The organism is Novosphingobium sp. 550D (assembly GCF_057401885.1).
The window spans coordinates 142744-165795 of sequence record NZ_CM171613.1; the positions used below are offsets into that span (position 1 = coordinate 142744).

A 23052-nucleotide genomic window follows, 5' to 3' on the forward strand; every position below is an offset into this window, starting at 1 on the left:
TCACGGGATCGCGTCACCGCCGCGCTTAGGACGGGAGGGGGGTCTGCAGCAGTGACATAGAGGAAACCACGGTCATCGACGTTGGTTCCCGAAAATTGAAATTTTTTTTCGCGACAACGCAAACGGTGGCACAAAAGATGGGAACGGCTAGGATAGCCCGTCGACAAACCGCCGATTGCGTCAGAAAATCGCGGGAATACAGCCGCTTTTGAGGGTCGATATGCCTTTGGGAACTGAAATCGCATCGCATCTGCCGTTCCTGCGGCGCTATGCGCGCGCGCTGACCGGGGATCAGCAGGCAGGTGACGGCCTTGTACGCAGCCTGCTGGAAACCGCCCTGTCGCAGCCGGAATTGCGCGCCAGCCTGAGCGGGGGGCGCCTGCCGCTTTATCGTGCCTTTGCCGACCTGTTCGCCGGGCGCCCTGCCCCGGCCCATGTTGACAGCACCGATCCCGCCGATGTCCGGCTGGGCCGGATTGCACCGCTCGCTCGTCAGGCCTTGTTGCTGACCACGATTGAGGATTTCACGCCCGATCAGGCCGCCACCATCCTTGACCTCACCACCGAGGAAACGACAGCTCTGGCCAAGGGCGCGGTGGCCGAGATCGCCCGCGACAGCGCGACCAGCGTATTGATCATCGAGGATGAGCCGCTGATCGCGATGCAGCTTGAAGCGCTGGTTTCAACGACGGGTCATGAAATTTTCGGCACCGCCGCAACGCGCACTCAGGCGCAAAAGCTGATGGCCGATGGCGTGCCGGGACTGGTGCTAGCCGATATACAACTGGCCGATGGATCATCGGGGCTGGATGCGGTGGCCGACCTGCTGGCGATTGCCGATGTGCCGGTGATCTTCATCACCGCCTTTCCCGAAAGGCTGTTGACCGGCGACGGGCCGGAACCGACATGGCTGATCACCAAGCCGTTTCGTGAGGACGCGGTGCAGGCCGCCATGGCGCAGGCGCTGTTCTTCCATCAGCCACCTCAGGCCTGATCGGCGGCCTGCGTCTGTTTGGCGCGCATCTGAAACATCGCGGGTGATCGCAGCGGCAGGATCATCGTACAGCGCACGCCATCGGGCGCAAAATCCAGATCGACCTCCTCGCCCAATTCATGGACAAGGATGCGCTCGATCAATTCGGTGCCGAAACCGCGCTGACGCTCGGCGGGAACGGGCGGGCCGTTGCATTCTTTCCAGATGACCTGAACCCGGTCCGCACCGAAAAGCGCCCAATCGATGCACACGCATCCGCCATGGACCGACAAGGCACCATACTTGCTGGCATTGGTCGCCAATTCATGCATCGCCAGCCCCAGCGAAAGCGCATCATTGGGCGCCAGAACGACATCCGGCCCCCTCATCACCACTTTGCCGTCATCCCCCCGCGCATAGGGGGCCAATTCCGCCTCGATCACCCCGCGCAAGGGCGTTGTCCCCCAATTGCTGGCGATCAACAGGTCATGCGTGGCCGACAGCGCTCGAATGCGTCCCTCCAGCGCATCGGCAAATTCATTGAGCGCGGGTGAGGATGGATCGCTGCCCCGCCGCCGGGTCAGCGCGATGATCGACAACACATTGGCCAGAGTATTCTTGACCCGGTGGTTCAATTCCCGGCTGAGCATCCCCCGGATCGAGGCCTGTTCACGCAGCCATGCCAAAGAGGCGCGATCCTCGGCCGCCTGTCGCGCCAACAGCCAGACCATGCCCGCCAGCAACCCCGCCACCAACGACCCCAGCGCCAATGTCGTAATCGCCACTTTTGATAGACCCGGCCCCGCCGGTGGCCGCACCACCACCACCATCGCGCGGTGGGCCACCATGACCGGCAATTGCACCTGACCTTCCCCCGCCTGAGTCGGCCCGACCTGCGCCAGAAGGCGTTCCGGCCGCACCACCCCGTCATAAAGAGAGACCGAGAAATTCTTCACCGGTTCCAGATCGATGACCGACTGCAAAAAGACCTGCGCGTTGAAGGGCGCGCCCAGCACGCCGCGAAAACGCCCCGCGCCGCGATCGAACAGCGGCATGTAGATCAGAAAACCGGGCCAGCTTGGGCGCCCTTTGTCCATTTCCAGCCGGATCGGGCCGGTTCCGATCGGGCGGCGCTCTCGTCTGGCGCGTTCAATGGCGGTGCGGCGCTGCGCCTCGGCGTACATGTCAAAACCATAGGACAGGCGGCGGCGCGGCGTCGGATCGCCCAGATAGGTGACCGGCGTCAAAAGCCTCGTGCCGGGCGCGGGCGCCGGGTGGACAGTAAAATTCTCAAGACCTTCGGCCCGGCGCGCGGCCTCGAACGCCGGGATCTGTTCAGGCGTGATCGCCTCGGCCCATGAAATACCTTCAGAGCCGCGATATTCCTCATCCTCGGACAATTCCTGCGACAGGGCGATGAATTGCGCCTGCGTCATGTCATACCGCTTTTCCAGCAGCAACGCGGCGGCCCGCAGATAGGCCGTATGTGCATTGACCCGCCGCCCCAAGGCCGCGCCCACCACATTGGCAGCGGCGCGCGATTCCTGCTGTCGCTGGGCGGCTTCGCTGCGTTCGGTGGCATAGACATAAAGCGACGTGGCGAGCATCACGAGCAGGAAACCGGCCATAGGCAAGGCCCGCGGCATCCGTTCATACCAACCTTGCGAACCCACCCGATGCGCCACGATACGATCCAAAACCCACCCCTTACGCCGCGCATTGTGCCACTTTGCAACGTCATCATGCAACAAACGGTTGCGTGTGGGAACCAAGCTGGGCAAGCTTCGTTCCCGTCCCATCGTGATTATGCGCGATATGTGGATTGGGCGGGGGCGCTCAAATTGGGCAGGTTGATGTGAATCGCAAGCAAGAGCCAGAAGAGGCAAATATTTCGGGCGATATCGTCTCGCAAAATCCTGCCATAACACCTGATGCCGTGGATCAGGAAAAGCATGCCCCCAAGCCCGGAAAATCCACATCGGACGAGGCGCCGCCATGGGCAGCCCCGTTGCGCGACATGTATCAACAAGTGGTCGATGAACCGCTGCCCGATTTCCTGTCCGACCTCTTGTCCCGGCTTGACCGCGACACCGAATGAGCAGCCCCGACAATCAGCCCCCCGATTTCAAACGCGAATTAACCCAGGTCGCGGGGCATTTGCGCGCCTTTGCACGCGGGCTTTGCGGGCGGCCCGATCTGGCCGATGATCTGGTTCAGGATACGCTGCTGCGCGCATGGGCGGCGCGGGACCGGTTTGTGCCGGGCACATCGATCCGGGCGTGGACTTTTACGATCCTGCGCAATGCGTGGTTCACCGAAATGCGCCGCAACCGCTTTCGCGCCGATTATGACGAGGCGCAGGTGGACCGCATCATGACAACGCCTGCGGGGCAAGAGGCGCCGCTGCATCTGGCCGATTTGTCGCGCGCGCTCATGGAATTGCCCGCCGAAAGGCGCGAGGCGCTGTTGCTGGTGGGGGCGGGCGGCTTTTCCTATGAGGAAGCCGCCGCGATTTGCGGATGCGCGGTGGGCACGATCAAAAGCCGCGTCGGGCGTGGCCGCGCCCAATTGAACGCGATGATCGAGGAAGGGCAACTGCCCACACGCGGCAATGCCAGCCAGAGCAGTCAGGCGCTTATGGCCGAACTCGCCCGGATCGCGCCCAAGGAATAAGGGCGGGCGCTATTCCCGCCCTGCCCGGTCCACGCTGCTGGTCACGGCCACATCCATAAAGACGTTGCCCAAAGTACGCATCAGATCGGGCAACATTTCCACCGCCACCAACAACGCCAATGGCCCGACCGGCACACCCATGGCAATCGCCACCGGCCCGATGGACAGAACAAAGCTGATCGATCCGGGCAAGGAAGGCGTACCAAGCTCGGTCAGCGCCGCCACGGCAATGCCCGCCAGCATGGCCGACATGCCCAGCGGCGTTCCCGTCAGATGCGCCACATAGATCACCACCGCCAGATTCATCGCCGGCCCCGTCGCGCGGAACAGGGCAACGCAAAGCGGCAGGCTGAATTCCGCGCTGGACGAACGGATGCCAAGGCGCGAACAGGCCGACAGCATCGCGGGCAGGCTGGCCAGCGAGCTTTGCGTGGAGAGCGCCACCACCGACACCGGCAACATAGAGCGCAGATAATGGCCCAGCGCCATGCGCCCCGCCACCACCGCAATCACCGGCGCGGCCAGCAGCACCAGGCCGCCGATCCCGGCCACCAGCGCGACATAATGCGCCAACGCGCCCACCGCCGCCGTCCCCGTCTTGACCGCCAGCCCCAGCGCCAACGCGAAAACACCAATCGGCGCAATCGACAGCACCCAGCCGATCATCACCATCATGATGCCTGCCAGCGCTTCAAAAAAACCTATCATATGCTGGCGCGGCCCATCGGGCAGCCGCCCCATGGCCAGAGCAAAAACGGCAAAGAACACGACCACGGGCAACATCTCGCCCCCGGCCGCGGCCGAGGCGATATTGGACGGCAGCACCGCCAGCAGGAATTCCGACAGGCCCGGCACAGGCCCCGCATTTTGCGTCGCGCTGCCCGCAAGGGCACCAGCGGCCGCACCGGGAATCGGCCACATTTCCAGCCACAGCGGCATGACCACCACGGCCACCGCCCCGCTGACCAGATAGAATCCCAAAATCCAGAAAATCGCCCGCCGCGCCATGGCCCCCGCCCGCGCCGCCGCCGCCGTCTGAACCAACCCCAGCACCAACAGCGCCACCACCAGCGGCAGAATCGTCATCTGCAACCCTTTGAGCCACAAAGTGCCCAAAGGCTCGATCACCTTGGCTACCGGCATGGCGGCGGGAAATTGCGACAAAACAAGGCCGCACACCAAACCCGCAGCCAATGCAATCAACGCCCCCAGCGATGCCACACGGATTTCGGGCAGGTTGAAACCACCCTTTTCCGCCTGCCCGACCTGCGGTCCAACCTGATCCGTCAAGGAACACCCCATGAATTAAGCAAGGTCTCAATTAACCATTGTTTGCGTGACATTAACTTCATGCCGTCACATAGCAAGGCAGGCTGCACATGCCATGCCCAGTTCAGCATGGCCGATAAGCGGCGCTTCGCCATGCGCGAAAAGACGGATTCGGTTTAGGGATAGACGAATGGGACGACAGTTTTTCGGCACCGATGGCATTCGCGGACGTACCAATGCCGGGGTGATGACCGCCGAAATCGCGATGAAGGTGGGACAGGCCGCCGGTACGCATTTCCTGCGCGGCAAACATCGCCACCGCGTCGTGATCGGCAAGGACACACGTCTTTCGGGCTATATGCTGGAAAATGCGATGGTGGCGGGTTTCACCAGCGTGGGCATGGATGTCGTTCTGCTTGGCCCTATGCCGACGCCCGCCGTGGCGCTGTTGACGCGCGAATTGCGCGCGGATGTGGGCGTGATGATTTCCGCCAGCCATAACCCTTACGAGGACAATGGCATCAAGCTGTTCGGGCCGGATGGGTTCAAACTGTCGGACGAGGACGAACTGGCGATCGAGGCCATGCTGGGTCAGGCGCTGCCTCTGGCCGACAGTCCGCAGATCGGGCGGGCGCGCCGCATTGAGGACGCGCGCGGGCGTTATATCCACGCGGTCAAGGGTTCGGTGCCGCATAACATCCGTCTTGATGGCCTGAAAATCGTCGTCGATTGCGCCAATGGCGCGGCCTATCAGGTGGCCCCTTCGGCGGTCTGGGAACTGGGCGCGGAAGTGATCGCGGTCGGCGTGTCGCCCAATGGCAAGAACATCAATGACAAATGCGGCTCGACCCATCTGGATCTCATCAAGGAAACCGTCGTCGCGTCGGGCGCGGATATCGGCATTGCGCTGGACGGCGATGCGGACCGTTTGATTGTCGTCGATGAAATGGGCCAGACGGTCGATGGGGACCAATTGATGGCGCTGATCGGCACGCAATTGCACCAACGCGGCGAATTGCGCGGCGGGGGCGTGGTGGCCACGGTCATGTCGAACCTGGGGCTGGAGCGTTACCTGAACGGGCTGGGCCTGAACCTTGAGCGCACGAAGGTCGGCGACCGCTATGTGCTCGAACGCATGAAGGAAGGCGGGTTCAACGTCGGCGGCGAACAGTCGGGCCACATGATCATGCTGGACCATGGCACGACCGGCGATGGCACCGTAGCCGCGCTTCAGGTGCTTTCCGCGCTGGTGCAATCGGGCAAGAAGGCGAGCGAATTGCTCCACCTGTTCGACCCCGTGCCGCAATTGCTGAAAAACGTGCGTTTTTCTGGCGGCAAGCCGCTGGAGGCCGAGAGCGTGAAAAAGGTCATTGCCGATGCAGAGGCGCAGCTTGCCGGGCGTGGTCGTTTGGTGATCCGGCCTTCGGGCACCGAACCCGTCATCCGCGTGATGGCCGAGGGCGATGATGCGGCCGAGGTCGAGCAGGTGGTGGATGCCATTTGCGATGCGGTGAAGGCGGCGGCGGCGTAAGGTAGTAAGCTTGCCTCCGGCGGGCAAAGGGTCTCGACCCTTTGCAATCCCGTTTTGGGGTGGCGTATGGCCTGCCATATGACATGATCCACGAAGCGGTTTATAAAGCCTGCGGCGCAGCGACGTTGCGCCAAGGTTGAACCTGTGACGCAACAATGACAGTAATGGGGGTGCAGGGGGTCTAGATCCCCTGCTCATACCTTTTTTTGGAAAACCCAAAACAATGCTCGAAATGCGCCCCGATTGCGAAAAATGCGGATGCGACCTCCCGGCCGAGGCCCCCGGCGCGTTTATCTGCTCGTTTGAATGCACCTTTTGTGCCGAATGCACCGAGGAACTGGACGATCTGTGCCCCAATTGCGGCGGTGAATTGATGGACCGCCCTACGCGCGCGAAAAAGCATCATGCCAAGAACCCGCCCTCGACGGTGCGGCATTTCAAGGGATGAAGCCTGCCCGGATTCTGACCATCGCCGGATCGGATTGCAGCGGCGGCGCGGGGCTTCAGGCGGATCTGAAAACGATCACCATGCTGGGCGGCTATGGCATGAGCGCGATCACCGCAATCACGGCCCAGAACACGTGCGGGGTCTTTGCGGTCGAACCGCTCTCACCCGACATGGTGGCCGCGCAGATCGACGCCTGCATTGATGACATCGGCGTCGATGCGGTCAAAATCGGCATGTTAGGCAGCGCGGCGATCACGCATGTCGTGGCCGACCGGCTGGAAAAGATCGATGCGCCCGTGGTGTTCGATCCGGTGATGATCGCCACGAGCGGCGGTATTCTGGCGGATAGCGAAACCATCGCCGCCTTTGGCCGATTGATGGCGCTGGCGGCGCTCACCACGCCGAATTTGCCGGAACTGGAAGTGCTTTCCGGCCACGCGAACATTGGTGATGAATTTAGCATGCGAGAGGCCGGAGAGGCGTTGATGCTTCGATATGGCGCCAAAGCCATTCTGGCCAAAGGAGGGCACCGGCCCGGTGGCTTTCTTTATGGCTCCAACCAGAACGGTAGCCCGGTCCATGCCCGGACTGAGGATCTGATTTTCGACTGCCTCTACGCGCTGGATGCCGAGGCAGGCTGGCAGGAATGGGAGTTCCACCATCCCCGTATCGACACCCGCCACACCCATGGCACCGGCTGCACGCTGGCCAGCGCGATTGCCACCGGGCTGGGGCAAGGGATGAGCATGGTCGAAGCCGTCAAACGCGCGGGCGATTTCGTTCATGCCGCCCTGCTGGCCGCGCCGGGTTTCGGCGCGGGCCATGGGCCGCTTGGGCATCAAGCTTTGCATCAGGCCGTCAGGCCGTCAGGCTCTGATCACTCCGCAAATTTGGGGAAACAGTCGATCCCGTAAAAGCCGGTGATGTGTTCCCACGCGTCCTCGGCGGTTTCGACAGGGGTGAAGAGTTGCAGATCGCGCCGGTTGATCACGCCTTCCTCGACCAAGGCCTCGAAATTGACGACCCGGTTCCAGAATTCCGCGCCGAACAGCAGGATCGGGATCGGCTTCATCTTGCCGGTCTGGATCAGGGTCAGCAGTTCGAAGAATTCATCGAACGTGCCAAACCCGCCGGGGAACACCGCCACGGCGCGAGCGCGCAGCAGGAAATGCATCTTGCGCAGCGCGAAATAGTGGAATTGGAACGCAAGCCGCGGCGTGACAAAGGGATTGGGCGCCTGTTCATGAGGCAACACGATGTTCAGCCCGATATTCTCGGCCCCCACTTCGGATGCGCCGCGATTGGCCGCTTCCATGATCGAGGGGCCGCCGCCCGAACAGATCACGAATTGACGCTTGCCCTGCTCGACGATGGCGCATTGGCTGGCGATGCGGGCCAGTTTGCGCGCTTCGTCATAATAACGCGCATTGGCGGCCAGTCGCTCGGCAATCGCCTTTTCCTCGGGCGTGGTGGCCGCGGCCAGCTTTTCCTCGACCTTTTCCGGGGCGGGAATACGCGCCGAACCATAACAGACCAGCGTCGAACCGATGCCGGCTTCTTCCATCAGCATTTCGGTTTTCAGCAGTTCAAGCTGAAACCGCACCGGACGTAATTCTTCACGAAGGAGGAATTCGGTGTCGCGAAATGCCAGCTTGTAGCTCGCGCTTTGCGTCTGGGCGGTGTGGGTTTCGTGTTTTTCAACAAAGCCGGCTTCCTGCTCGGCCTTATAAAAACGGCGGGAAAGACGTTTTTCTTCTTCTGTCATCTTCTGCTCGTATATCTTCCAATCCAGCTTTGTAGCGAAAAAGGGTGAACGGGCAATGACCGAAACGCCGGTGCGGCTACAGATGCAAAAGGCGCAACACGACCTCAATTTTTATATAAAATTTTTATATCTGTTCATCTTGAATTCAGCGCCCAACGTGCTTGGAACAGGCTGGAAAAGCTGGGCGTGCTGGAGGCTGATTGGGATCGGCGGCGCGATGCAGGCGAGGTATAAAAGTGGCGGATAATCAGTTGGTTGAAACACTTTCGGTCAGGCATCAGCTTGGCCTTCTGGTCAAGGCGGTCGTGGGGGTGGCGGTGCTGGCATTGCTGGTTCTGGCCTATCGTCATTTTACGTATAAAGAGCCGGTAACGCCGCCACCTTTGCCCGAAGGCATTGTCGAGATGACGCCTTCGCAACTGGCCACGCTCAAGGTCGAAGCCGTTGGGGGCGGCGATGGCTGGCAGCAGACAGCCGCCACCGGCATGATCGCGGTGGACGAAACCCATGCCACACCCGTCTTCCTGCCCTATTCGGGTCAGGTGACGCAGGTCATGGTGCAACCCGGCGCCAAGGTTGCGCAAGGCCAGCCGCTTCTGACGCTGCGCACGACCGATGTGGTGGATGCGCGCAATGCGCTGTTCAGCGCCGCCGCCGCTCGCGCCAGCGCGGTTGCCGCGGCCAAGCTTGCCGACGATAACCTCAAGCGTCAGGAACAGATCTATCGCACCGCCGGTGGCGCGCTGCGCGACTATGAGCAGGCGCGCAACGATGCCGTCGCTGCGCAAGCCGCCCTGCGCAGCGCCGAAGCCAACCTTGGCGCCGCGCGCGACAAGCTGGAAATTTTCGGCAAGAGTCAGGGCGAAATCGCCGGGCTGGAGGCCAGCCGCAACGTCAATGGCTATCACCCCGAAACCACGTTCCGCGCGCCCATCGGCGGCGTGATCGCCACCCGCGCGGTCAGCCCCGGTCAGTTCGTTCAGGTGGGCGGCACCACGCCGGTCCTGACCATCGCCAACCCCGGTCAGGTGTGGCTGGTGGCGCAACTGGCCGAAAGCGATGCGCCCCATGTGCATCTGGGCGATACGGTGGATGTCAATGTCTCGGCCTTCCCCGGCCGGGTGTTCCACGCCGTGGTCGACAATATCGCCAGCGCGCTTGACCCCCAATCGCACCGCTTGCCCGTGCGCGCCACGATCGCCAATCCCGATGGCGCGTTAAAGCCACAGATGTTCGCCAATTTCACGATCCGTCATCAGGAAAGCCTGCCCGCCAACGGCCCCGCCGTCCTGTCGGTGCCGTCGCAATCGGTGATCCGCGAAGGCGATTCGGCCCGCGTGTGGATCCAGATCAGCGCCAACCGTTTCCGCTGTGTCGATGTGACACTGGGCGAAAGCCACAATGGCCGCGTTGATGTGACATCGGGTCTGAAGGGCGGCGAAAAGGTCGTCACCACCGGCGCCATCTTTGTGAACGAAGCGGGGTTTGGCGCGTGAACGGTCTTGTTCGCTTTGCGCTTCGCTCGCGCATGCTGATTATGGGGCTGCTGGCAGGGATGCTGGCGGCCGGTGGCATTGCGTTCTACAATCTCAACATCGAGGCCTATCCCGATCCGGTGCCGCCGATGGTGGAAATCATCACCCAATCCCCCGGCAGCAGCGCCGAGGAAATGGAACGCGGCGTCACCATCCCCATCGAGGTACAGTTGGCGGGCCTGCCGCATATGACGGCGATCCGCACGATCAGCCTGTTCGGCCTGTCGGATGTGAAGGTACAATTCACCTACGATTTCACCTTTGAACAGGCCCAGCAGCAGGTGATCAACCGCCTGTCGCAATTGGGCAGCCTGCCTGGCGGCGTGGTTCCCGAACTCTCGCCCACCAGCCCGATCGGCGAAATCTATCGCTATCGCATCAAGGCGCCCAAGGGCTATTCGGTGATGGATTTGAAAACGCTCCAGAACTGGATTCTGGAACGCCGGTTCAAGGCCATTCCGGGCGTGATCGACGTCACCGGATGGGGCGGCAAGGAGCGCGCCTATGAGGTGGTGGTCGACTCCGCCAAACTTGCCGCGCATCAGACCAGCGTCGGCGCGGTCATCGCGGCTCTTGGCAAGGGCGACGGCAATGTCGGCGGCCAAACCATCAATTTCGGCCCGCAGGCCGCCATCGTGCGCGGCGTCGCGCTGATCCAGTCGCCCAGCCAGATCGAGAACACTCTGGTCACCAACAATGCGGGCGTCCCGGTCTTCATTCGCGACGTGGCCAGCGTTCAAATCGGCAACCAGCCCCGTTTTGGCATCGCGGGCCTTGGTCAGGAAGACGATATCGTCGAAGGCATCGTGCTGATGCGTCGCGGTTCGCAATCCATGCCCACGATCAATGCGGTCAAGGATGAGGTGGAAAAGATCAATGCGGGCGGCATCCTGCCCCCCGGCGTAAAGCTGGAGTCGGTCTATGACCGGTCCAATCTGATCGATGTCACCACGCATACCGTGATGGAAAATCTGGTGGTCGGCATTTTGCTGATCTTTGCGCTGCAATGGGGCCTGCTGGGCAATTTGCGCAGCGCGATCATCGTGGCCACTACCATTCCTTTCGCGCTGGCCTTTGCGGTGCTGATCCTGACGCTACAGGGGGAATCAGCCAATCTGCTCTCGGTGGGCGCGCTCGACTTTGGCCTTGTGGTGGACGCCACGGTCATCATGGTGGAAAATATCTTCCGCCACATGGTCGAAAGGTCCGAGCACGTCGAAAAAGGCGAAGGCCATTTCTCCTTCGCCACCCGCCTTGGCGCAATCCTGCATGCCAGCAGCGAAGTGAGCCGCGGCATCTTTTTTGCCGCCGCGATCATTATCGCGTCGTTCCTGCCGCTCTTCACCCTGACGGGTGTCGAAGGCCATATCTTTGGCCCGATGGCCAAGACCTATGCCTATGCCATCGCGGGCGGGTTGATCGCCACCTTTACTGTGGCGCCGGTGATGTCGGCGCTGCTGCTGCCCGATAAATTGTCGGAGGTGGAAACCTTCATCGTCCAGCGTCTGCGCCGGGTCTATGAACCGGCATCCGGGTTTGCTCTGGCCAATCCGGTGGTGACGCTGGGCGGCGCGCTGTTGCTGTTCGGGGCGGCCATGTTCGGCGTCCATTCGCTGGGCGTTGAATTCCTGCCGCATCTGGAGGAAGGCAATCTGTTCATCCGCGCCGAACTGCCGACCTCGATCTCGCTGGAGGCGGGGCAACCCACCACCAATGCGATCCGTCGCCGCATCGCGACCTATCCCGAAATCCAGCGTGTCCTTTCAACGCAAGGCCGCCCCGACGATGGCACCGACCCGACCGGTTTCTTCAACGCCGAATTCTTTGTGCCGCTCAAGCCGCAGAAGGAATGGCCCGCCGGCATGGACAAGGACAAATTCGTCGCCCAGTTGAACAAGGATCTGACCGACCGCTTCCCCGGCGTCGACTTCTCTTTCTCGCAGATCATCGAGGATAACGTGGCCGAAGCGGCCAGCGGGGTGAAGGGTGCCAATTCGGTCAAGCTGTTCGGACCCGATCTCGACACGCTGCAAAAGATCGCCAATCAGATCAAGGACGAGATGTCCAAGGTCCGGGGCATCGCCGACCTTGGCGTGTTCCAATCGCTGGGCCAGCCCACCGTGCGCATCGATGTCGACCGCGAAAAGGCGGGCCGCTATGGCCTGACCCCCGATGACATCAACCAGACGGTTGCCGCGGCGATCGGCGGGTCGTCGCCGGGCGAATTGTACGAACCGCATACCGACCGGCATTTTCCGATCATCGTGCGTTTCCGCCCCGAACAACGCGACAGCATCGACACGATCAGCCACATCACCGTCGCCACGCCCAATGCATCGGGCGGCGTGACACAGGTGCCGCTGTCCGAAGTCGCCAGCATTCGCCTCGTTTCGGGCGCCAGCTTTATCTATCGCGAGCATCAGACCCGCTATGTGCCGATCAAGTTCAGCGTGCGCGACCGCGACCTTGGCTCTGCCGTCGCCGAGGCGCAGGCCCGCATTGCCCAGAAAATCACCCTGCCGCCGGGCTATAGTCTGGAATGGGCCGGTGAAATGTCGAACCTGAAAAACGCCGTCGCCCGTCTGGAAGTCGTGGTGCCGATCAGCCTGCTGATCATCTTTGCGCTGCTCTATGCCAATTTCGGCAATATCCGTGACGCCTGCCTTGCGCTTTCCTCGATCCCCATGGCGGTCATCGGGGGCGTTCTGACGCTGGTGGTGACGGGGACGTCCTTCTCGATTTCGGCCGCCATCGGTTTTGTCGCGCTGTTCGGCATTGCGGTGATGGACGGGATTTTGGTGGTGAACAATTTCAACACCGCGCTCAACGAAGGGCAAAGCCGCGAGGAAGCCTTGAAGACCACCACGCGCAATTCGCTGCGCCCGGTGATCATGACCTGTCTTGTGGCGGCCATCGGCCTGCTGCCCGCCGCCGTCGCCACGGGCATCGGGTCACAGGTGCAAAAGCCGCTGGCGCTGGTCGTCGTGGGCGGCATGACGCTGGCCCCGGTGATGATCCTGCTGGTTCTGCCGCTGTTGATCGGGCGTTATTCCAAACATGTGCCCAACAAATATGCCGTGGCCCATGGCAAGGATGAACGTGACCTTCCCGGCCACGAACATGAGGGAGAACCGGCATGAACATGACCGCCCTTCTGCTGGCCGCGACGGTTCCGGCCCTTCCCTTGCCGCCGACGCCTGCGGGCAACGCGCCCGAAACGGTGTTGACCCAGCCCATCGCGCCCGAAGGCAATCCGGCGCAGGCCATTGCCGTGGGGACGCCCGTCCCCGCGCAATGGTGGCGCGAATTTGGCAATGATGCGCTTAACGCTCTGGTCGAACGCAGCCTTTCCGCCAACCCGGACATTGCGGCCGCCGATGCCACCTTGCGCCAGATGCAGGAACTGGCGCGCGCGCAGGTGGGCAATCTCTTGCCACAGGTGGACGCGGGCTATCAGGCGACGCGCGCAAGGACGAGCAACACGATTGCGCCGGTTTTGGCCGACCAGAACGTGATGCTTTACACCCTGCACACCGCGCAGGTGAACCTGTCATGGTCGCCCGATATTTTCGGCGGCGGGCGGGCAAAAGTCCGCTCGGCGCGGGCGGCGGCCACAGCGCAGGCCGCAAGGCGTGATCTGGCCCGTTCGACAATCGTGGCCAATCTGGTGCAATCGGCGATCCAATATGCCGCCCTTGGCGAAGAAATCGAGGCCACCCGCGATGCCGTCAACGCCTATCGCGACGTTCTGGCGCTGATCAAGGTTCGGCAAAAGCTGGGCGCGGTGGGCGCATCCGATGTCGCGGCGCAGGAAACCGCGCTGGCCGCGATTGAGGGGCAATTGCCCGGTCTTGAACGCGCCCGAAAGGCGCAGGAGGCCCAGATCGCCGTGCTGATCGGCGTGGCGCCAGGAACGCCTCTGCCCGCCTTGCCGCGCATGGATGAACTGACCCTGCCCGCGCAATTGCCGCTCAGCCTGCCCGCTCAGGTCGTGGCCCAGCGTCCCGATGTGCGCGCCGCCGCCGCGATCATGGAAGGCGCATCGGCCGACGCCAAGGCTGCGGTTGCCGCCCGCCTGCCCTCCTTCACGATCAGCGCCAATTATGGCGGCACAGCCAACAGCTTTGCCGACATGTTTGCGACGGGCAATCCGTTCTGGGCCGTGCTGGGCGGCGTCTCGGCCCCGCTGTTCCACGCGGGCAGCCTGCTGCACCAGAGCCATGCCGCCAAGGCCGCCTTGGAAGCGGCGCAGGCGCAATATCGCTCCAGCGCGCTACAGGCCTTTGCCGATGTGTCCAATGCGCTGACGGCGGTAAAAACCGATGGCGACGCTCTGGCCGCGGCCGACCGGGGCAATCGCGCTTCGGCCACCAGTCTGGATTTCACGCGGCGACAGTATGAATTGGGGGCGGTGGGCACCTTCACCCTGCTGCCGGTTCTGGCCGCGCGGGCCGAGGCGCGCAGCACATGGGTTCAGGCGCGGGCCGCAAGGCTGGTCGATACGGTTGCCCTTTATCAGGCGCTGGGCGGCGGATCGGGCCAGTAAGAACAATCGGGGGCGCTCTATCAGGGCGCCCCTTTTGTTTGGGGTCCGGACGAAATCGCTTTCTCCTGAAACAAAGCCCGCCTATGCCGCCGGGCATGAGCAAGGGGGAAAATACCGGATTCTGGCGCGATGAAGCGCTCTCGACGCTGCGTCTGGCGGTGCCTTTGGCGGCGGCCAATCTGTTGCAGATGGCGGTTTACGCAATCGACGTGATCTTTGTCGCGCGGCTGGGGCAAACCCCGCTGGCGGCCTCCTCCCTCTCGGTCAGCCTGTTCGGCCTGCTGGCATGGAGCCTGTCGGGATTGACCGGGGCGGTATCGGCGCTGGTCGCGGCGGAATTGGGCGCGCGCAATCATGCGGTGCGTTCGGTGCGGCGTTCGACGCGCATGGGCCTGTGGCTGGCCGTGGGCACCGGCATTCTGGCGATGATCCTGTGCAGCTTTGGCCGCGAAATCATGCTGATGACCGGACAGGCGCCCGAAATTGCGCAATTGTCGGGTCAATTCCTGCATGTGCTGAAATGGGCAATGGTGCCCATGCTGATCGGCAATGTGCTGCGCTCGGTTGTCTCGGCGCTGGGGCGTCCGATCTTTGCCACTTTCATCACGGCGCTGGCCATCGCGGTCAATGCGGCGGGCAATTATGCGCTGGTGTTTGGCCATTGGGGCATGCCTGCGCTGGGGCTTCAGGGTTCGGCTCTGTCGAGTGTCATTACCGGATGCGTGACGGCGCTGGCCTATGCCGGGGCGATTTTTTCCAATCGGCGGCTGCGGCGGCATTATCTGTTCGGCCATCTCTGGCGGCCCGATTGGCAGCGGCTGCGCGAAATTGCGGCGATTGGTGCGCCGATCTTCTTTCAGGTTCTGGCCGAGGCGGGCCTGTTTGGCGCCGCCGCTTTCCTGATGGGCCGTATTGGCGAGGCGGAACTGGCCGCGCATACGGTGGCGCTTCAGATCGCGGCCTTTACGTTCCAGATCCCCATGGGCATCGGACAGGCCGCGACGATCCGTGTCGGCTATCATTACGGCGCGGGAGACCGGGCGGCTATGGGCCGGGCGGGTTGGGCCTCGCTTCAGATCGGCCTGTGCATCGCGCTGTTCAGCTCATCGCTGATGGTGCTGGCGCCGCGTTTGCTGCTATCGGCCTATATCGACGTTGACGCGCCGGAACGGGCGGTGATGGTCGCGCTGGCCCTGCGCTATCTGGTGGTGGCCGCCGCATTCCAGCTGGTCGATTCGACGCAGGTCATTCTGGCGGGCGCGCTGCGCGGGCTTCAGGATACCAAGGTGCCGATGGCGATTGCCCTGCTGGGCTATTGGATACCCGGCTTTGGCGTGTCGGTGGCGCTGGGTCTGGGCACGGGGTTGCGCGGGTTTGGCGTGTGGGTCGGGCTGGCGACGGGGCTGGCCGTGGTGGCGGCGATGTTGCTGTGGCGATGGAACCGGCGCGAGGCTTTGGGATTGGTATTGCCCCGCCCGTAAATTTTTTCTCAGGTGATGCCTTGACGCCCCTTGGGCCTGCACCCATATCCGGGGCGCTGGCACTCTCAAGGTGGGAGTGCCAAGAAGCATTTTCAACTTGAGAGAGGTAACACTCCCATGTCGTTCCGTCCTCTGCACGATCGCGTGCTGGTCCGCCGCGTCGAAGCCGAAGAAAAGACCGCCGGTGGCATCATCATCCCCGACAGCGCCAAGGAAAAGCCCGCTGAAGGTATCGTCGTTTCGGTGGGCTCGGGCGCGCGCAACGAAGCCGGTGTTGTGACCCCGCTGGAAGTCAAGGCTGGCGATCGCGTGCTGTTTGGCAAGTGGTCGGGCACCGAAGTCAAGGTCGGCGGTGAAGACCTGCTGATCATGAAGGAAAGCGACATTCTGGGGATTATCGGCTGAACGCCGATGGGCTCGGCATCATCGGCTGAGCCACCCAAATTGTCTGAACCATTCTGATTTTTCAAAGGAATAGATCATGGCCGCCAAGGACGTGAAATTTGGTCGCGACGTACGCGAACGCATTCTCAAGGGCGTGGACACGCTTGCCGACGCCGTCAAGGTGACGCTGGGCCCCAAGGGCCGCAACGTCGTCATCGAAAAGAGCTTCGGCGCCCCGCGCATCACCAAGGACGGTGTTTCGGTCGCCAAGGAAATCGAACTGAAGGACAAGTTCGAAAACCTGGGCGCACAGATGCTGCGCGAAGTGGCCAGCAAGGCCAATGACAAGGCCGGTGACGGCACCACCACCGCCACGGTTCTGGCTCAGGCCATCGTGCGCGAAGGCCTCAAGGCTGTTGCCGCCGGCATCAACCCGATGGATCTGAAGCGCGGCATCGACACCGCCGCTGCTGCTGTGGTCGCCGATCTGGCCGGCCGCTCGAAGCCGGTGGCCGATTCGGCCCAGATCGCTCAGGTCGGCATCATTTCGGCCAATGGCGACACCGAAGTTGGCCAGAAAATCGCCGAAGCGATGGAAAAGGTCGGCAAGGAAGGCGTGATCACCGTCGAAGAAGCCAAGGGCCTCGAGTTCGAACTCGATGTCGTCGAAGGCATGCAGTTCGACCGTGGTTACCTGTCGCCCTACTTCGTGACCAACCCCGAAAAGATGACCGTGGAACTGGATAATCCCTATATCCTGATCCACGAGAAGAAGCTCTCGAGCCTGCAGTCGCTGCTGCCGATCCTCGAAGCCGTGGTGCAGTCGGGCCGTCCGCTGCTCATCATCGCCGAAGACATCGAAGGCGAGGCTCTGGCCACGCTCGTCGTCAACAAGCTGCGCGGTGGCCTCAAGATCGCTGCCGTCAAGGCTCCCGGCTTCGGCGACCGCCGCAAGGCCATGCTGGGCGATATCGCCACGCTGACCGCCGGTGAAATGATCTCGGAAGATCTGGGCATCAAGCTCGAAACCGTCACCCTCGGCATGCTGGGTCAGGCCAAGAAGGTCACGATCGACAAGGACAACACCACGATCGTCGACGGTCTGGGTTCGGCCGAAGACATCAAGGGTCGCGTTGAGCAGATCAAGGCGCAGATCGAAGTCACCACCAGCGACTACGACCGCGAAAAGCTGCAGGAACGTCTGGCCAAGCTGGCTGGCGGCGTGGCCGTCATCAAGGTCGGCGGCTCGACCGAAGTGGAAGTCAAGGAACGCAAGGACCGCGTTGACGACGCTCTGCACGCCACGCGCGCAGCCGTCGAAGAAGGCATCGTCCCCGGCGGCGGCACGGCTCTGCTCTATGCCACCAAGGCTCTTGAAGGCCTGAAGGGCGCGAACGAAGACCAGACCCGCGGCATCGACATCGTCCGCAAGGCGATCACCGCTCCGATCAAGCAGATCGCTGAAAACGCTGGCGTCGATGGCGTCCTCGTGGCCGGCAAGCTGCTGGATCAGTCGGACGAAACGCTGGGCTTCAACGCCGCGACCGAAACCTACGAAAACCTGCTGGCCGCAGGCGTGATCGACCCGACCAAGGTTGTGCGCACCGCCCTGCAGAACGCTTCGTCGGTGGCCGGCCTGCTGATCACGACCGAAGCCGGTATCGTGGAACGCGCCGACGACAAGCCCGCCATGCCCGCCATGCCCGGCGGCGGTATGGGCGGCATGGACTTCTAATAGTCCACGCCATCCAAGGCAAAATCAGGAACCCGGGGGGAGCGATCCCCTCGGGTTTTTGCTTAGGTTTAAGGAGGTTCCCTGCCCCCATCGCAGCCACAGGGCGCTTCATCGACAGGTGGGATGACATTTGGCCAAGTATGCCGTTTACTCGAAATTAGCTTAGACGGGCCAACATCCAGAACATGCTTAAAGCTCAGAACGCGATTCTCGGCGCTTTGGCGCTCACCGTGGCAATTGCCGCTACCCCTGTGCTGGCCAAAGGCGAAGTCGATGGTCTTGAACAGGCCTTTGACCGCGTGTTCAACGGCGGCATCACCCATTCCCCGCAACCGGCCATCGCCCCGCCCCGCCAGAACCAGAGCCAGAGTTCGGCCAGCATCAACGCGTTCGAGGCGCGCCTTGCGCAATTGGCCGCGGCGTCTCAGGGCCGCATCGGCGTGGCGGCGGTTGACCTTTCCTCCGGTCGCGGCGTCTCGGTCATGGGCGATCAGCCCTTTCCGCTGGCCAGCACCGGCAAAATCGCCATTGTCGCCACCTTCCTAGAAGGGGTGGATCAGGGGCGGTACAAACTGACCGATCGCTATCCGCTGATGATGCCGGTGCCCTCGGCCCGCTTTTCCAGCGCGGTGGCCCCGGTACGTCCCGGCGCCATGCTGTCGGCGGAACAATTGATCGAACTGGCTATCACGCGCAGCGACAATCACGCCACGGACGCGCTGCTGGCCGCGATTGGCGGGCCGCAGGTGGTGACACGCTGGCTGCGCCGCAATGGCATTGGCGGCATCCGCCTTGACCGCGACATTGCCACGATGGTTCGTGACGATGGCGAAATCGACCCTGCCCGCCGGATAGATCTGCGCGATTCGACCACGCCGCAGGCGATGGCCGTCCTGCTGGCCGGATTGTATCAGGGGCAGTGGCTTTCGCCCTCCAGCCGAGAAGTGTTGCTGGGTGCCATGTCGCGTTGCCGCACAGGCGTTCACCGCATGCGCGCAGCATTGCCCAGTGAAGCGATGGTCGGGCACAAGACCGGCACCCTGTCAAACACGTCCAGCGACGTCGGCATCATCCGCAGCAACGATGGCCGCACGATTGCCGTGGCGATTTATGTCACGGGCCAGGGCGGCAGGCCGGGCCGCGATCAGCGCATCGCCACCATCACCCGCGCGATCTATGACGGATATCAGGCCGAAGCCAAAAGCGATTTGGCCATGATGGGCGGATCGCGCTAACCGCGATTTCGCAGCCCATTAAAAAAGGCGCCGACGGCATATCCGTCCGGCGCCTTTTTTAATGTCCGTATTCCGTGATGCCGGCAAAGCCACATCACGCCGAAAGCAGGCAAAGGAAAAGGCGCGCAGGATAGTCCCACGCGCCCTGACCTCTAAACTTCGCGCTTTCGCGCAGAAGATTAGTTCGACGAAGCAGCCGAAGCAGCTTCCGAAGCAGCCGAGTCAGCAACCGAAGCGGCCGAGTCAGCAACCGAAGCAGCGTCCGAAGCAACCGATTCAGCCGAGGTAGCGGCTTCTTCAGTCTTCGAGCAAGCGGCGAGCGACAGAGCAGCGCCAGCAACGGCAGCGGCGAGAATGATCTTGCGCATGTGAGTATCCTTGAACAGCGAGTGGACCACGCGCGACACTTTCCACCGAGGTGGCGCGCCGTGCGGAAAGCCTACCGCAGGAGTAGACTTCACGCGCCAAATAAACGGCTTGTTGCCGCGATGCAAGCGCTAGTCGCATTTAGATGTGCATCCTATCGCATTTGCGTAAAGATAAATGGGGCGTTCATACCGTGTTTCCCCCGGAAACTGGGGGTCTCGCGCCTTTTCGCAGCGGCCGCTTGGCCCTATGAAAGTTTCATGGAAAACACGACAAATCGCCGCCCCCACCTCTATTTGGTCGATGGTTCGGCCTATATTTTCCGGGCCTATCACCGGCTTCCCCCCCTGACGAATCCGGCAGGAACCCCGGTGGGCGCGGTTTTTGGTTATACCACGATGCTGTGGAAACTGGCCGATGACCTGCACAAGGCCGACGGTCCGACTCATCTGGCGGTAATTCTGGATAAGGCGGGGAAAAGTTTCCGAAACGACATCTTTCCCGCCTATAAAGCGAACCGCCCGCCCGCGCCCGAGGATCTGGTTCCGCAATTTCCCCTGATTCGCGATGCGACGCGCGCCTTTTCGCTCCCCTGTATCGAGGAAGAAGGGCTGGAAGCCGACGATCTCATCGCCTCCTATGCCCGCGCGGCGCAGGCACAGGGGTGGGATGTCACCATCGTTTCCTCCGACAAGGATCTGATGCAGTTGGTCGGAGATGGCCCGAATGGTTCGCGGGTGGATATGCTCGACACCATGAAGTCCCTGCGCATCTTCATTCCAGAGGTGGCGGAAAAGTTCGGCGTGACGCCTGATCTGGTTGGCGATGTATTGGCGTTGATGGGCGATGCGGTGGACAATGTGCCCGGCATTCGCGGCATTGGCCCCAAAACGGCGACCAAATTGATCCAGGAACATGGCAATCTGGAAAGCGCTCTGGCCGCCGCCGCGACGATGAAGGCCAGCAAGCTGCGCGACAATCTGATCGAACATGCCGATATGGCGCGTCTGAGTCGGGTTCTGGTGGCGCTCAAGGAGGATTGCACCCTTCCCCTGCCTTTGGAGGCCTTTGAGCTTGGCGCAATCCCTCCTGAGCCTCTGGCGGCGTTTCTGGCCGAACATGGGTTTACCAGCCTGCTGAAGCGCCTTGATGCCGGACGGGGCAGCCCCGAACGCGCAACCCAATTGCATCCGGTCAAGACCGTCACGGCCAGCGCCGCCCCCGCCACGGGGGCCGCGCGGCAGGAGGTCGTGCCTATGCCGCCCATCGACCTGTCCACCTATGAATGCGTTCAGGATCTCGACGCGCTGGACCGCTGGATTGCCGCAGGGTTTGACGCCCGCCTGATCGCCTTTGACACCGAAACCAGCGCGCTGGACGCGATTGGAGCCGATCTGGTGGGTATCAGCTTGGCGGTCGGACCGAATCAGGCCTGCTATATCCCGCTGGGCCATCGCGGCAGCGACATGTTCGCCGAAAAGCCGCAACAGATCGACCGTGAGGAGGCTTTGCGCCGGTTGAAGCCGCTGCTCGAATCGGACGCGGTGCTGAAGGTGGGGCAAAACATCAAATATGATCTGAATGTCATGGCTCGATTCGGCATCGCCGTATCGCCCATCGACGACACGATGGTCATCAGCTTTGACATGGATGCCGGGCGGTCCGAGGAAGGGATCGGTGGCGGCCACGGCATGGACGAATTGGCGCAGCGCCACCTTGGCCACACCTGCATCAGCTTTAAGGAGGTTTGCGGCACCGGCAAGAAGCAGATAAGCTTTGCCGAAGTCGCGCTGGAACGCGCCACGCAATATGCCGCCGAAGACGCCGATGTCACATGGCGCCTCCACCGCCTGCTCAAATCCCGTCTGGCCGCAGAGGGCGCCAGCAGGATCTATGAGCGCGTTGACCGTCCCTTGGTGCCCGTCGTGGCCCAAATGGAGCGTTATGGCATCAAGGTGGACCGCGAACGCCTTGCGGGCCTGTCACAGCAGTTTGCCGAGGCCATCGCCGCGCTGGAGGCGGAAATCCACGCGCTGGCAGGCAATCCCTTCGCCATCGGCAGCCCCAAGCAATTGGGCGAGATCCTGTTCGACCAGATGGGCCTGAAAGGTGGCAAAAAGGGCAAGTCGGGCCAATATTCGACCGACCAATCAGTGCTGGAAAAGCTGGAAGCCGAGGGCGTGCCGATTGCGCGCAAGGTGCTCGAATGGCGCCAACTGGCCAAATTGCGCTCGACCTATACCGAGGCGCTGCAGGCCGCGATCAGCCCCGTCACGGGCCGCGTTCACACCAGCTACAGCCTTGTTGGGGCACAGACCGGCCGTCTTTCCTCGACGGAGCCGAATTTGCAGAACATCCCGATTCGCACCGAAATCGGCCGCCAGATCCGCGATTGCTTTGTGGCCGAACCGGGCCATGTCCTGCTGGCCGCCGACTACAGCCAGATCGAATTGCGCCTTGCCGCGCATATGGCCGATGTGCCCGCATTGAAGGACGCCTTTGCCAGCGGCGCCGACATTCACGCCGCCACCGCGCAGGAATTGTTCGGCGAGGTCAACCGAGAGACACGCGGGCGGGCCAAGACGATCAACTTCGCCATCCTCTATGGCATTTCGCGCTGGGGTCTGGCGCCACGTCTGGGCGTGACGCCCGAAGAAGCGCAGGCGATGATCGACACCTATTTCGCCCGTTTTCCCGGCATTCAGCGCTATATCCACGAAACGCTCTCGACCGTGCGGGACAAGGGTTATTCCGAAACGTTGTTCGGGCGTAAATGCTGGTTCCCACGCATCAATTCGAAAAACCAGGCCGAGCGGCAAGGCAGCGAGCGCGCCGCCATCAACGCGCCGATCCAGGGCACCTGCGCCGATATCATCAAGCGCGCCATGGCCCGGATGCAACCGGCGCTGGCCGAAGCGGGCCTGCCCAATGTGCGGATGCTGCTTCAGGTGCATGACGAATTGGTCTTTGAATTGCCCGAAGGCGATGTGGACGCCGCCAAGACCGTGATCCGCCGCGTCATGGAAGAAGCCGCCGGGCCGTCCGTCACGATCTCGGTCCCGCTGGGCGTCGAAATCGGCACGGGCATCAGCTGGGGCGCCGCGCATTGAA

General features: G+C 62.4%; 19 protein-coding genes. 15 read left to right on the top strand and 4 right to left on the bottom strand.

From position 1 onward, the window contains the following. Positions 1 to 220: 220 nt before the first annotated feature. Positions 221 to 994, top strand: a complete 774-nt coding sequence (locus AC2S2E_RS00685; protein WP_486523370.1) for a response regulator — start codon at positions 221 to 223, stop codon at positions 992 to 994. On the opposite strand, the gene AC2S2E_RS00690 is transcribed toward AC2S2E_RS00685, so the two are convergent. Further along, complete coding sequence (locus AC2S2E_RS00690; protein WP_486523371.1) at positions 985 to 2670, bottom strand: CHASE domain-containing protein; 1686 nt, start codon at positions 2668 to 2670, stop codon at positions 985 to 987. The two genes, AC2S2E_RS00685 and AC2S2E_RS00690, sit on opposite strands and share 10 nt — an antisense overlap. 158 nt (positions 2671 to 2828) lie before the next feature. Here AC2S2E_RS00690 and AC2S2E_RS00695 point away from each other — a divergent pair, with 158 nt between their 5' ends. Further along, positions 2829 to 3071: a NepR family anti-sigma factor gene (locus tag AC2S2E_RS00695; RefSeq protein ID WP_486523372.1), complete on the top strand. Its 243-nt coding sequence runs from the start codon at positions 2829 to 2831 to the stop codon at positions 3069 to 3071. Next, positions 3068 to 3646 (top strand): sigma-70 family RNA polymerase sigma factor, encoded by a 579-nt coding sequence (locus AC2S2E_RS00700; RefSeq protein ID WP_476104235.1) that lies wholly within the window; start codon positions 3068 to 3070, stop codon positions 3644 to 3646. The genes AC2S2E_RS00695 and AC2S2E_RS00700 overlap by 4 nt, the downstream gene beginning before the upstream one ends. 9 nt (positions 3647 to 3655) lie before the next feature. On the opposite strand, the gene AC2S2E_RS00705 is transcribed toward AC2S2E_RS00700, so the two are convergent. Beyond that, entirely contained in the window at positions 3656 to 4936 is a 1281-nt protein-coding gene (locus AC2S2E_RS00705; RefSeq protein ID WP_486523373.1) for a dicarboxylate/amino acid:cation symporter, read from the bottom strand. Between the two features lie 169 nt (positions 4937 to 5105). Between AC2S2E_RS00705 and glmM the strand changes: the two genes are divergently transcribed. The 3 genes from glmM to thiD all read left to right on the top strand — a co-directional run bounded on the left by glmM (position 5106) and on the right by thiD (position 7808). Continuing rightward, positions 5106 to 6446, top strand: a complete 1341-nt coding sequence (gene glmM, locus AC2S2E_RS00710) for a phosphoglucosamine mutase (RefSeq protein WP_476104237.1) — start codon at positions 5106 to 5108, stop codon at positions 6444 to 6446. 223 nt (positions 6447 to 6669) lie between these two features. Then, positions 6670 to 6894, top strand: coding sequence for a DUF1272 domain-containing protein (locus AC2S2E_RS00715; protein ID WP_476104238.1), 225 nt, complete (start codon positions 6670 to 6672; stop codon positions 6892 to 6894). Next, on the top strand, positions 6891 to 7808 hold the full coding sequence (thiD, locus tag AC2S2E_RS00720) for a bifunctional hydroxymethylpyrimidine kinase/phosphomethylpyrimidine kinase (RefSeq protein ID WP_486523374.1): 918 nt from the start codon (positions 6891 to 6893) through the stop codon (positions 7806 to 7808). The genes AC2S2E_RS00715 and thiD overlap by 4 nt, the downstream gene beginning before the upstream one ends. Here thiD and AC2S2E_RS00725 read toward each other — a convergent pair. Beyond that, complete coding sequence (locus tag AC2S2E_RS00725; RefSeq protein WP_476104240.1) at positions 7772 to 8659, bottom strand: LOG family protein; 888 nt, start codon at positions 8657 to 8659, stop codon at positions 7772 to 7774. The two genes, thiD and AC2S2E_RS00725, sit on opposite strands and share 37 nt — an antisense overlap. Before the next feature lie 55 nt (positions 8660 to 8714). Between AC2S2E_RS00725 and AC2S2E_RS00730 the strand changes: the two genes are divergently transcribed. The 8 genes from AC2S2E_RS00730 (at position 8715) to AC2S2E_RS00765 (ending at position 19575) form a co-directional block, all read left to right on the top strand. Next, entirely contained in the window at positions 8715 to 8906 is a 192-nt protein-coding gene (locus tag AC2S2E_RS00730; RefSeq protein ID WP_486523375.1) for a hypothetical protein, read from the top strand. Continuing rightward, the gene (locus tag AC2S2E_RS00735; protein ID WP_476104242.1) at positions 8896 to 10155 is read left to right on the top strand and encodes an efflux RND transporter periplasmic adaptor subunit; all 1260 of its coding nucleotides are present in this window, start codon (positions 8896 to 8898) and stop codon (positions 10153 to 10155) included. Before AC2S2E_RS00730 ends, AC2S2E_RS00735 begins: the two co-directional genes overlap by 11 nt. Further along, the gene (locus AC2S2E_RS00740) at positions 10152 to 13334 is read left to right on the top strand and encodes an efflux RND transporter permease subunit (RefSeq protein ID WP_486523377.1); all 3183 of its coding nucleotides are present in this window, start codon (positions 10152 to 10154) and stop codon (positions 13332 to 13334) included. Before AC2S2E_RS00735 ends, AC2S2E_RS00740 begins: the two co-directional genes overlap by 4 nt. Further along, complete coding sequence (locus AC2S2E_RS00745; RefSeq protein WP_486523378.1) at positions 13331 to 14740, top strand: efflux transporter outer membrane subunit; 1410 nt, start codon at positions 13331 to 13333, stop codon at positions 14738 to 14740. The genes AC2S2E_RS00740 and AC2S2E_RS00745 overlap by 4 nt, the downstream gene beginning before the upstream one ends. Positions 14741 to 14835: 95 nt before the next feature. Next, entirely contained in the window at positions 14836 to 16221 is a 1386-nt protein-coding gene (locus AC2S2E_RS00750; RefSeq protein WP_476104245.1) for an MATE family efflux transporter, read from the top strand. A 117-nt stretch (positions 16222 to 16338) separates the two neighbouring features. Then, positions 16339 to 16626: a co-chaperone GroES gene (locus tag AC2S2E_RS00755; protein ID WP_486523380.1), complete on the top strand. Its 288-nt coding sequence runs from the start codon at positions 16339 to 16341 to the stop codon at positions 16624 to 16626. 76 nt (positions 16627 to 16702) lie between these two features. After that, positions 16703 to 18340 carry a chaperonin GroEL gene (gene groL / locus AC2S2E_RS00760; RefSeq protein WP_476104247.1) on the top strand — a complete coding sequence of 546 codons (1638 nt, stop codon included), beginning with the start codon at positions 16703 to 16705 and terminating at the stop codon, positions 18338 to 18340. Between the two features lie 185 nt (positions 18341 to 18525). Continuing rightward, complete coding sequence (locus AC2S2E_RS00765) at positions 18526 to 19575, top strand: serine hydrolase (RefSeq protein WP_486523381.1); 1050 nt, start codon at positions 18526 to 18528, stop codon at positions 19573 to 19575. Positions 19576 to 19754: 179 nt separating this feature from the next. Here the strand turns inward: AC2S2E_RS00765 and AC2S2E_RS00770 are convergent, their stop codons facing one another. Further along, positions 19755 to 19943, bottom strand: coding sequence for a hypothetical protein (locus AC2S2E_RS00770; RefSeq protein WP_168602934.1), 189 nt, complete (start codon positions 19941 to 19943; stop codon positions 19755 to 19757). Positions 19944 to 20201: 258 nt separating this feature from the next. Between AC2S2E_RS00770 and polA the strand changes: the two genes are divergently transcribed. Then, positions 20202 to 23051 carry a DNA polymerase I gene (polA, locus tag AC2S2E_RS00775; RefSeq protein ID WP_486523382.1) on the top strand — a complete coding sequence of 950 codons (2850 nt, stop codon included), beginning with the start codon at positions 20202 to 20204 and terminating at the stop codon, positions 23049 to 23051. Position 23052 lies beyond the last annotated feature (1 nt).

Excerpts from the sequence above, each read along its gene's own strand:
- AC2S2E_RS00685 (WP_486523370.1), top strand. The coding sequence starts at position 221 with ATGCCTTTGGGAACTGAAATCGCATCGCATCTGCCGTTCCTGCGGCGC.
- AC2S2E_RS00700 (WP_476104235.1), top strand. The coding sequence starts at position 3,068 with ATGAGCAGCCCCGACAATCAGCCCCCCGATTTCAAACGCGAATTAACC.
- glmM (WP_476104237.1), top strand. The coding sequence starts at position 5,106 with ATGGGACGACAGTTTTTCGGCACCGATGGCATTCGCGGACGTACCAAT.
- AC2S2E_RS00715 (WP_476104238.1), top strand. The coding sequence starts at position 6,670 with ATGCTCGAAATGCGCCCCGATTGCGAAAAATGCGGATGCGACCTCCCG.
- thiD (WP_486523374.1), top strand. The coding sequence starts at position 6,891 with ATGAAGCCTGCCCGGATTCTGACCATCGCCGGATCGGATTGCAGCGGC.
- AC2S2E_RS00725 (WP_476104240.1), bottom strand. The coding sequence starts at position 8,659 with ATGACAGAAGAAGAAAAACGTCTTTCCCGCCGTTTTTATAAGGCCGAG.
- AC2S2E_RS00730 (WP_486523375.1), top strand. The coding sequence starts at position 8,715 with ATGACCGAAACGCCGGTGCGGCTACAGATGCAAAAGGCGCAACACGAC.
- AC2S2E_RS00745 (WP_486523378.1), top strand. The coding sequence starts at position 13,331 with ATGAACATGACCGCCCTTCTGCTGGCCGCGACGGTTCCGGCCCTTCCC.
- AC2S2E_RS00750 (WP_476104245.1), top strand. The coding sequence starts at position 14,836 with ATGAGCAAGGGGGAAAATACCGGATTCTGGCGCGATGAAGCGCTCTCG.
- AC2S2E_RS00755 (WP_486523380.1), top strand. The coding sequence starts at position 16,339 with ATGTCGTTCCGTCCTCTGCACGATCGCGTGCTGGTCCGCCGCGTCGAA.
- groL (WP_476104247.1), top strand. The coding sequence starts at position 16,703 with ATGGCCGCCAAGGACGTGAAATTTGGTCGCGACGTACGCGAACGCATT.
- AC2S2E_RS00765 (WP_486523381.1), top strand. The coding sequence starts at position 18,526 with ATGCTTAAAGCTCAGAACGCGATTCTCGGCGCTTTGGCGCTCACCGTG.
- AC2S2E_RS00770 (WP_168602934.1), bottom strand. The coding sequence starts at position 19,943 with ATGCGCAAGATCATTCTCGCCGCTGCCGTTGCTGGCGCTGCTCTGTCG.
- polA (WP_486523382.1), top strand. The coding sequence starts at position 20,202 with ATGGAAAACACGACAAATCGCCGCCCCCACCTCTATTTGGTCGATGGT.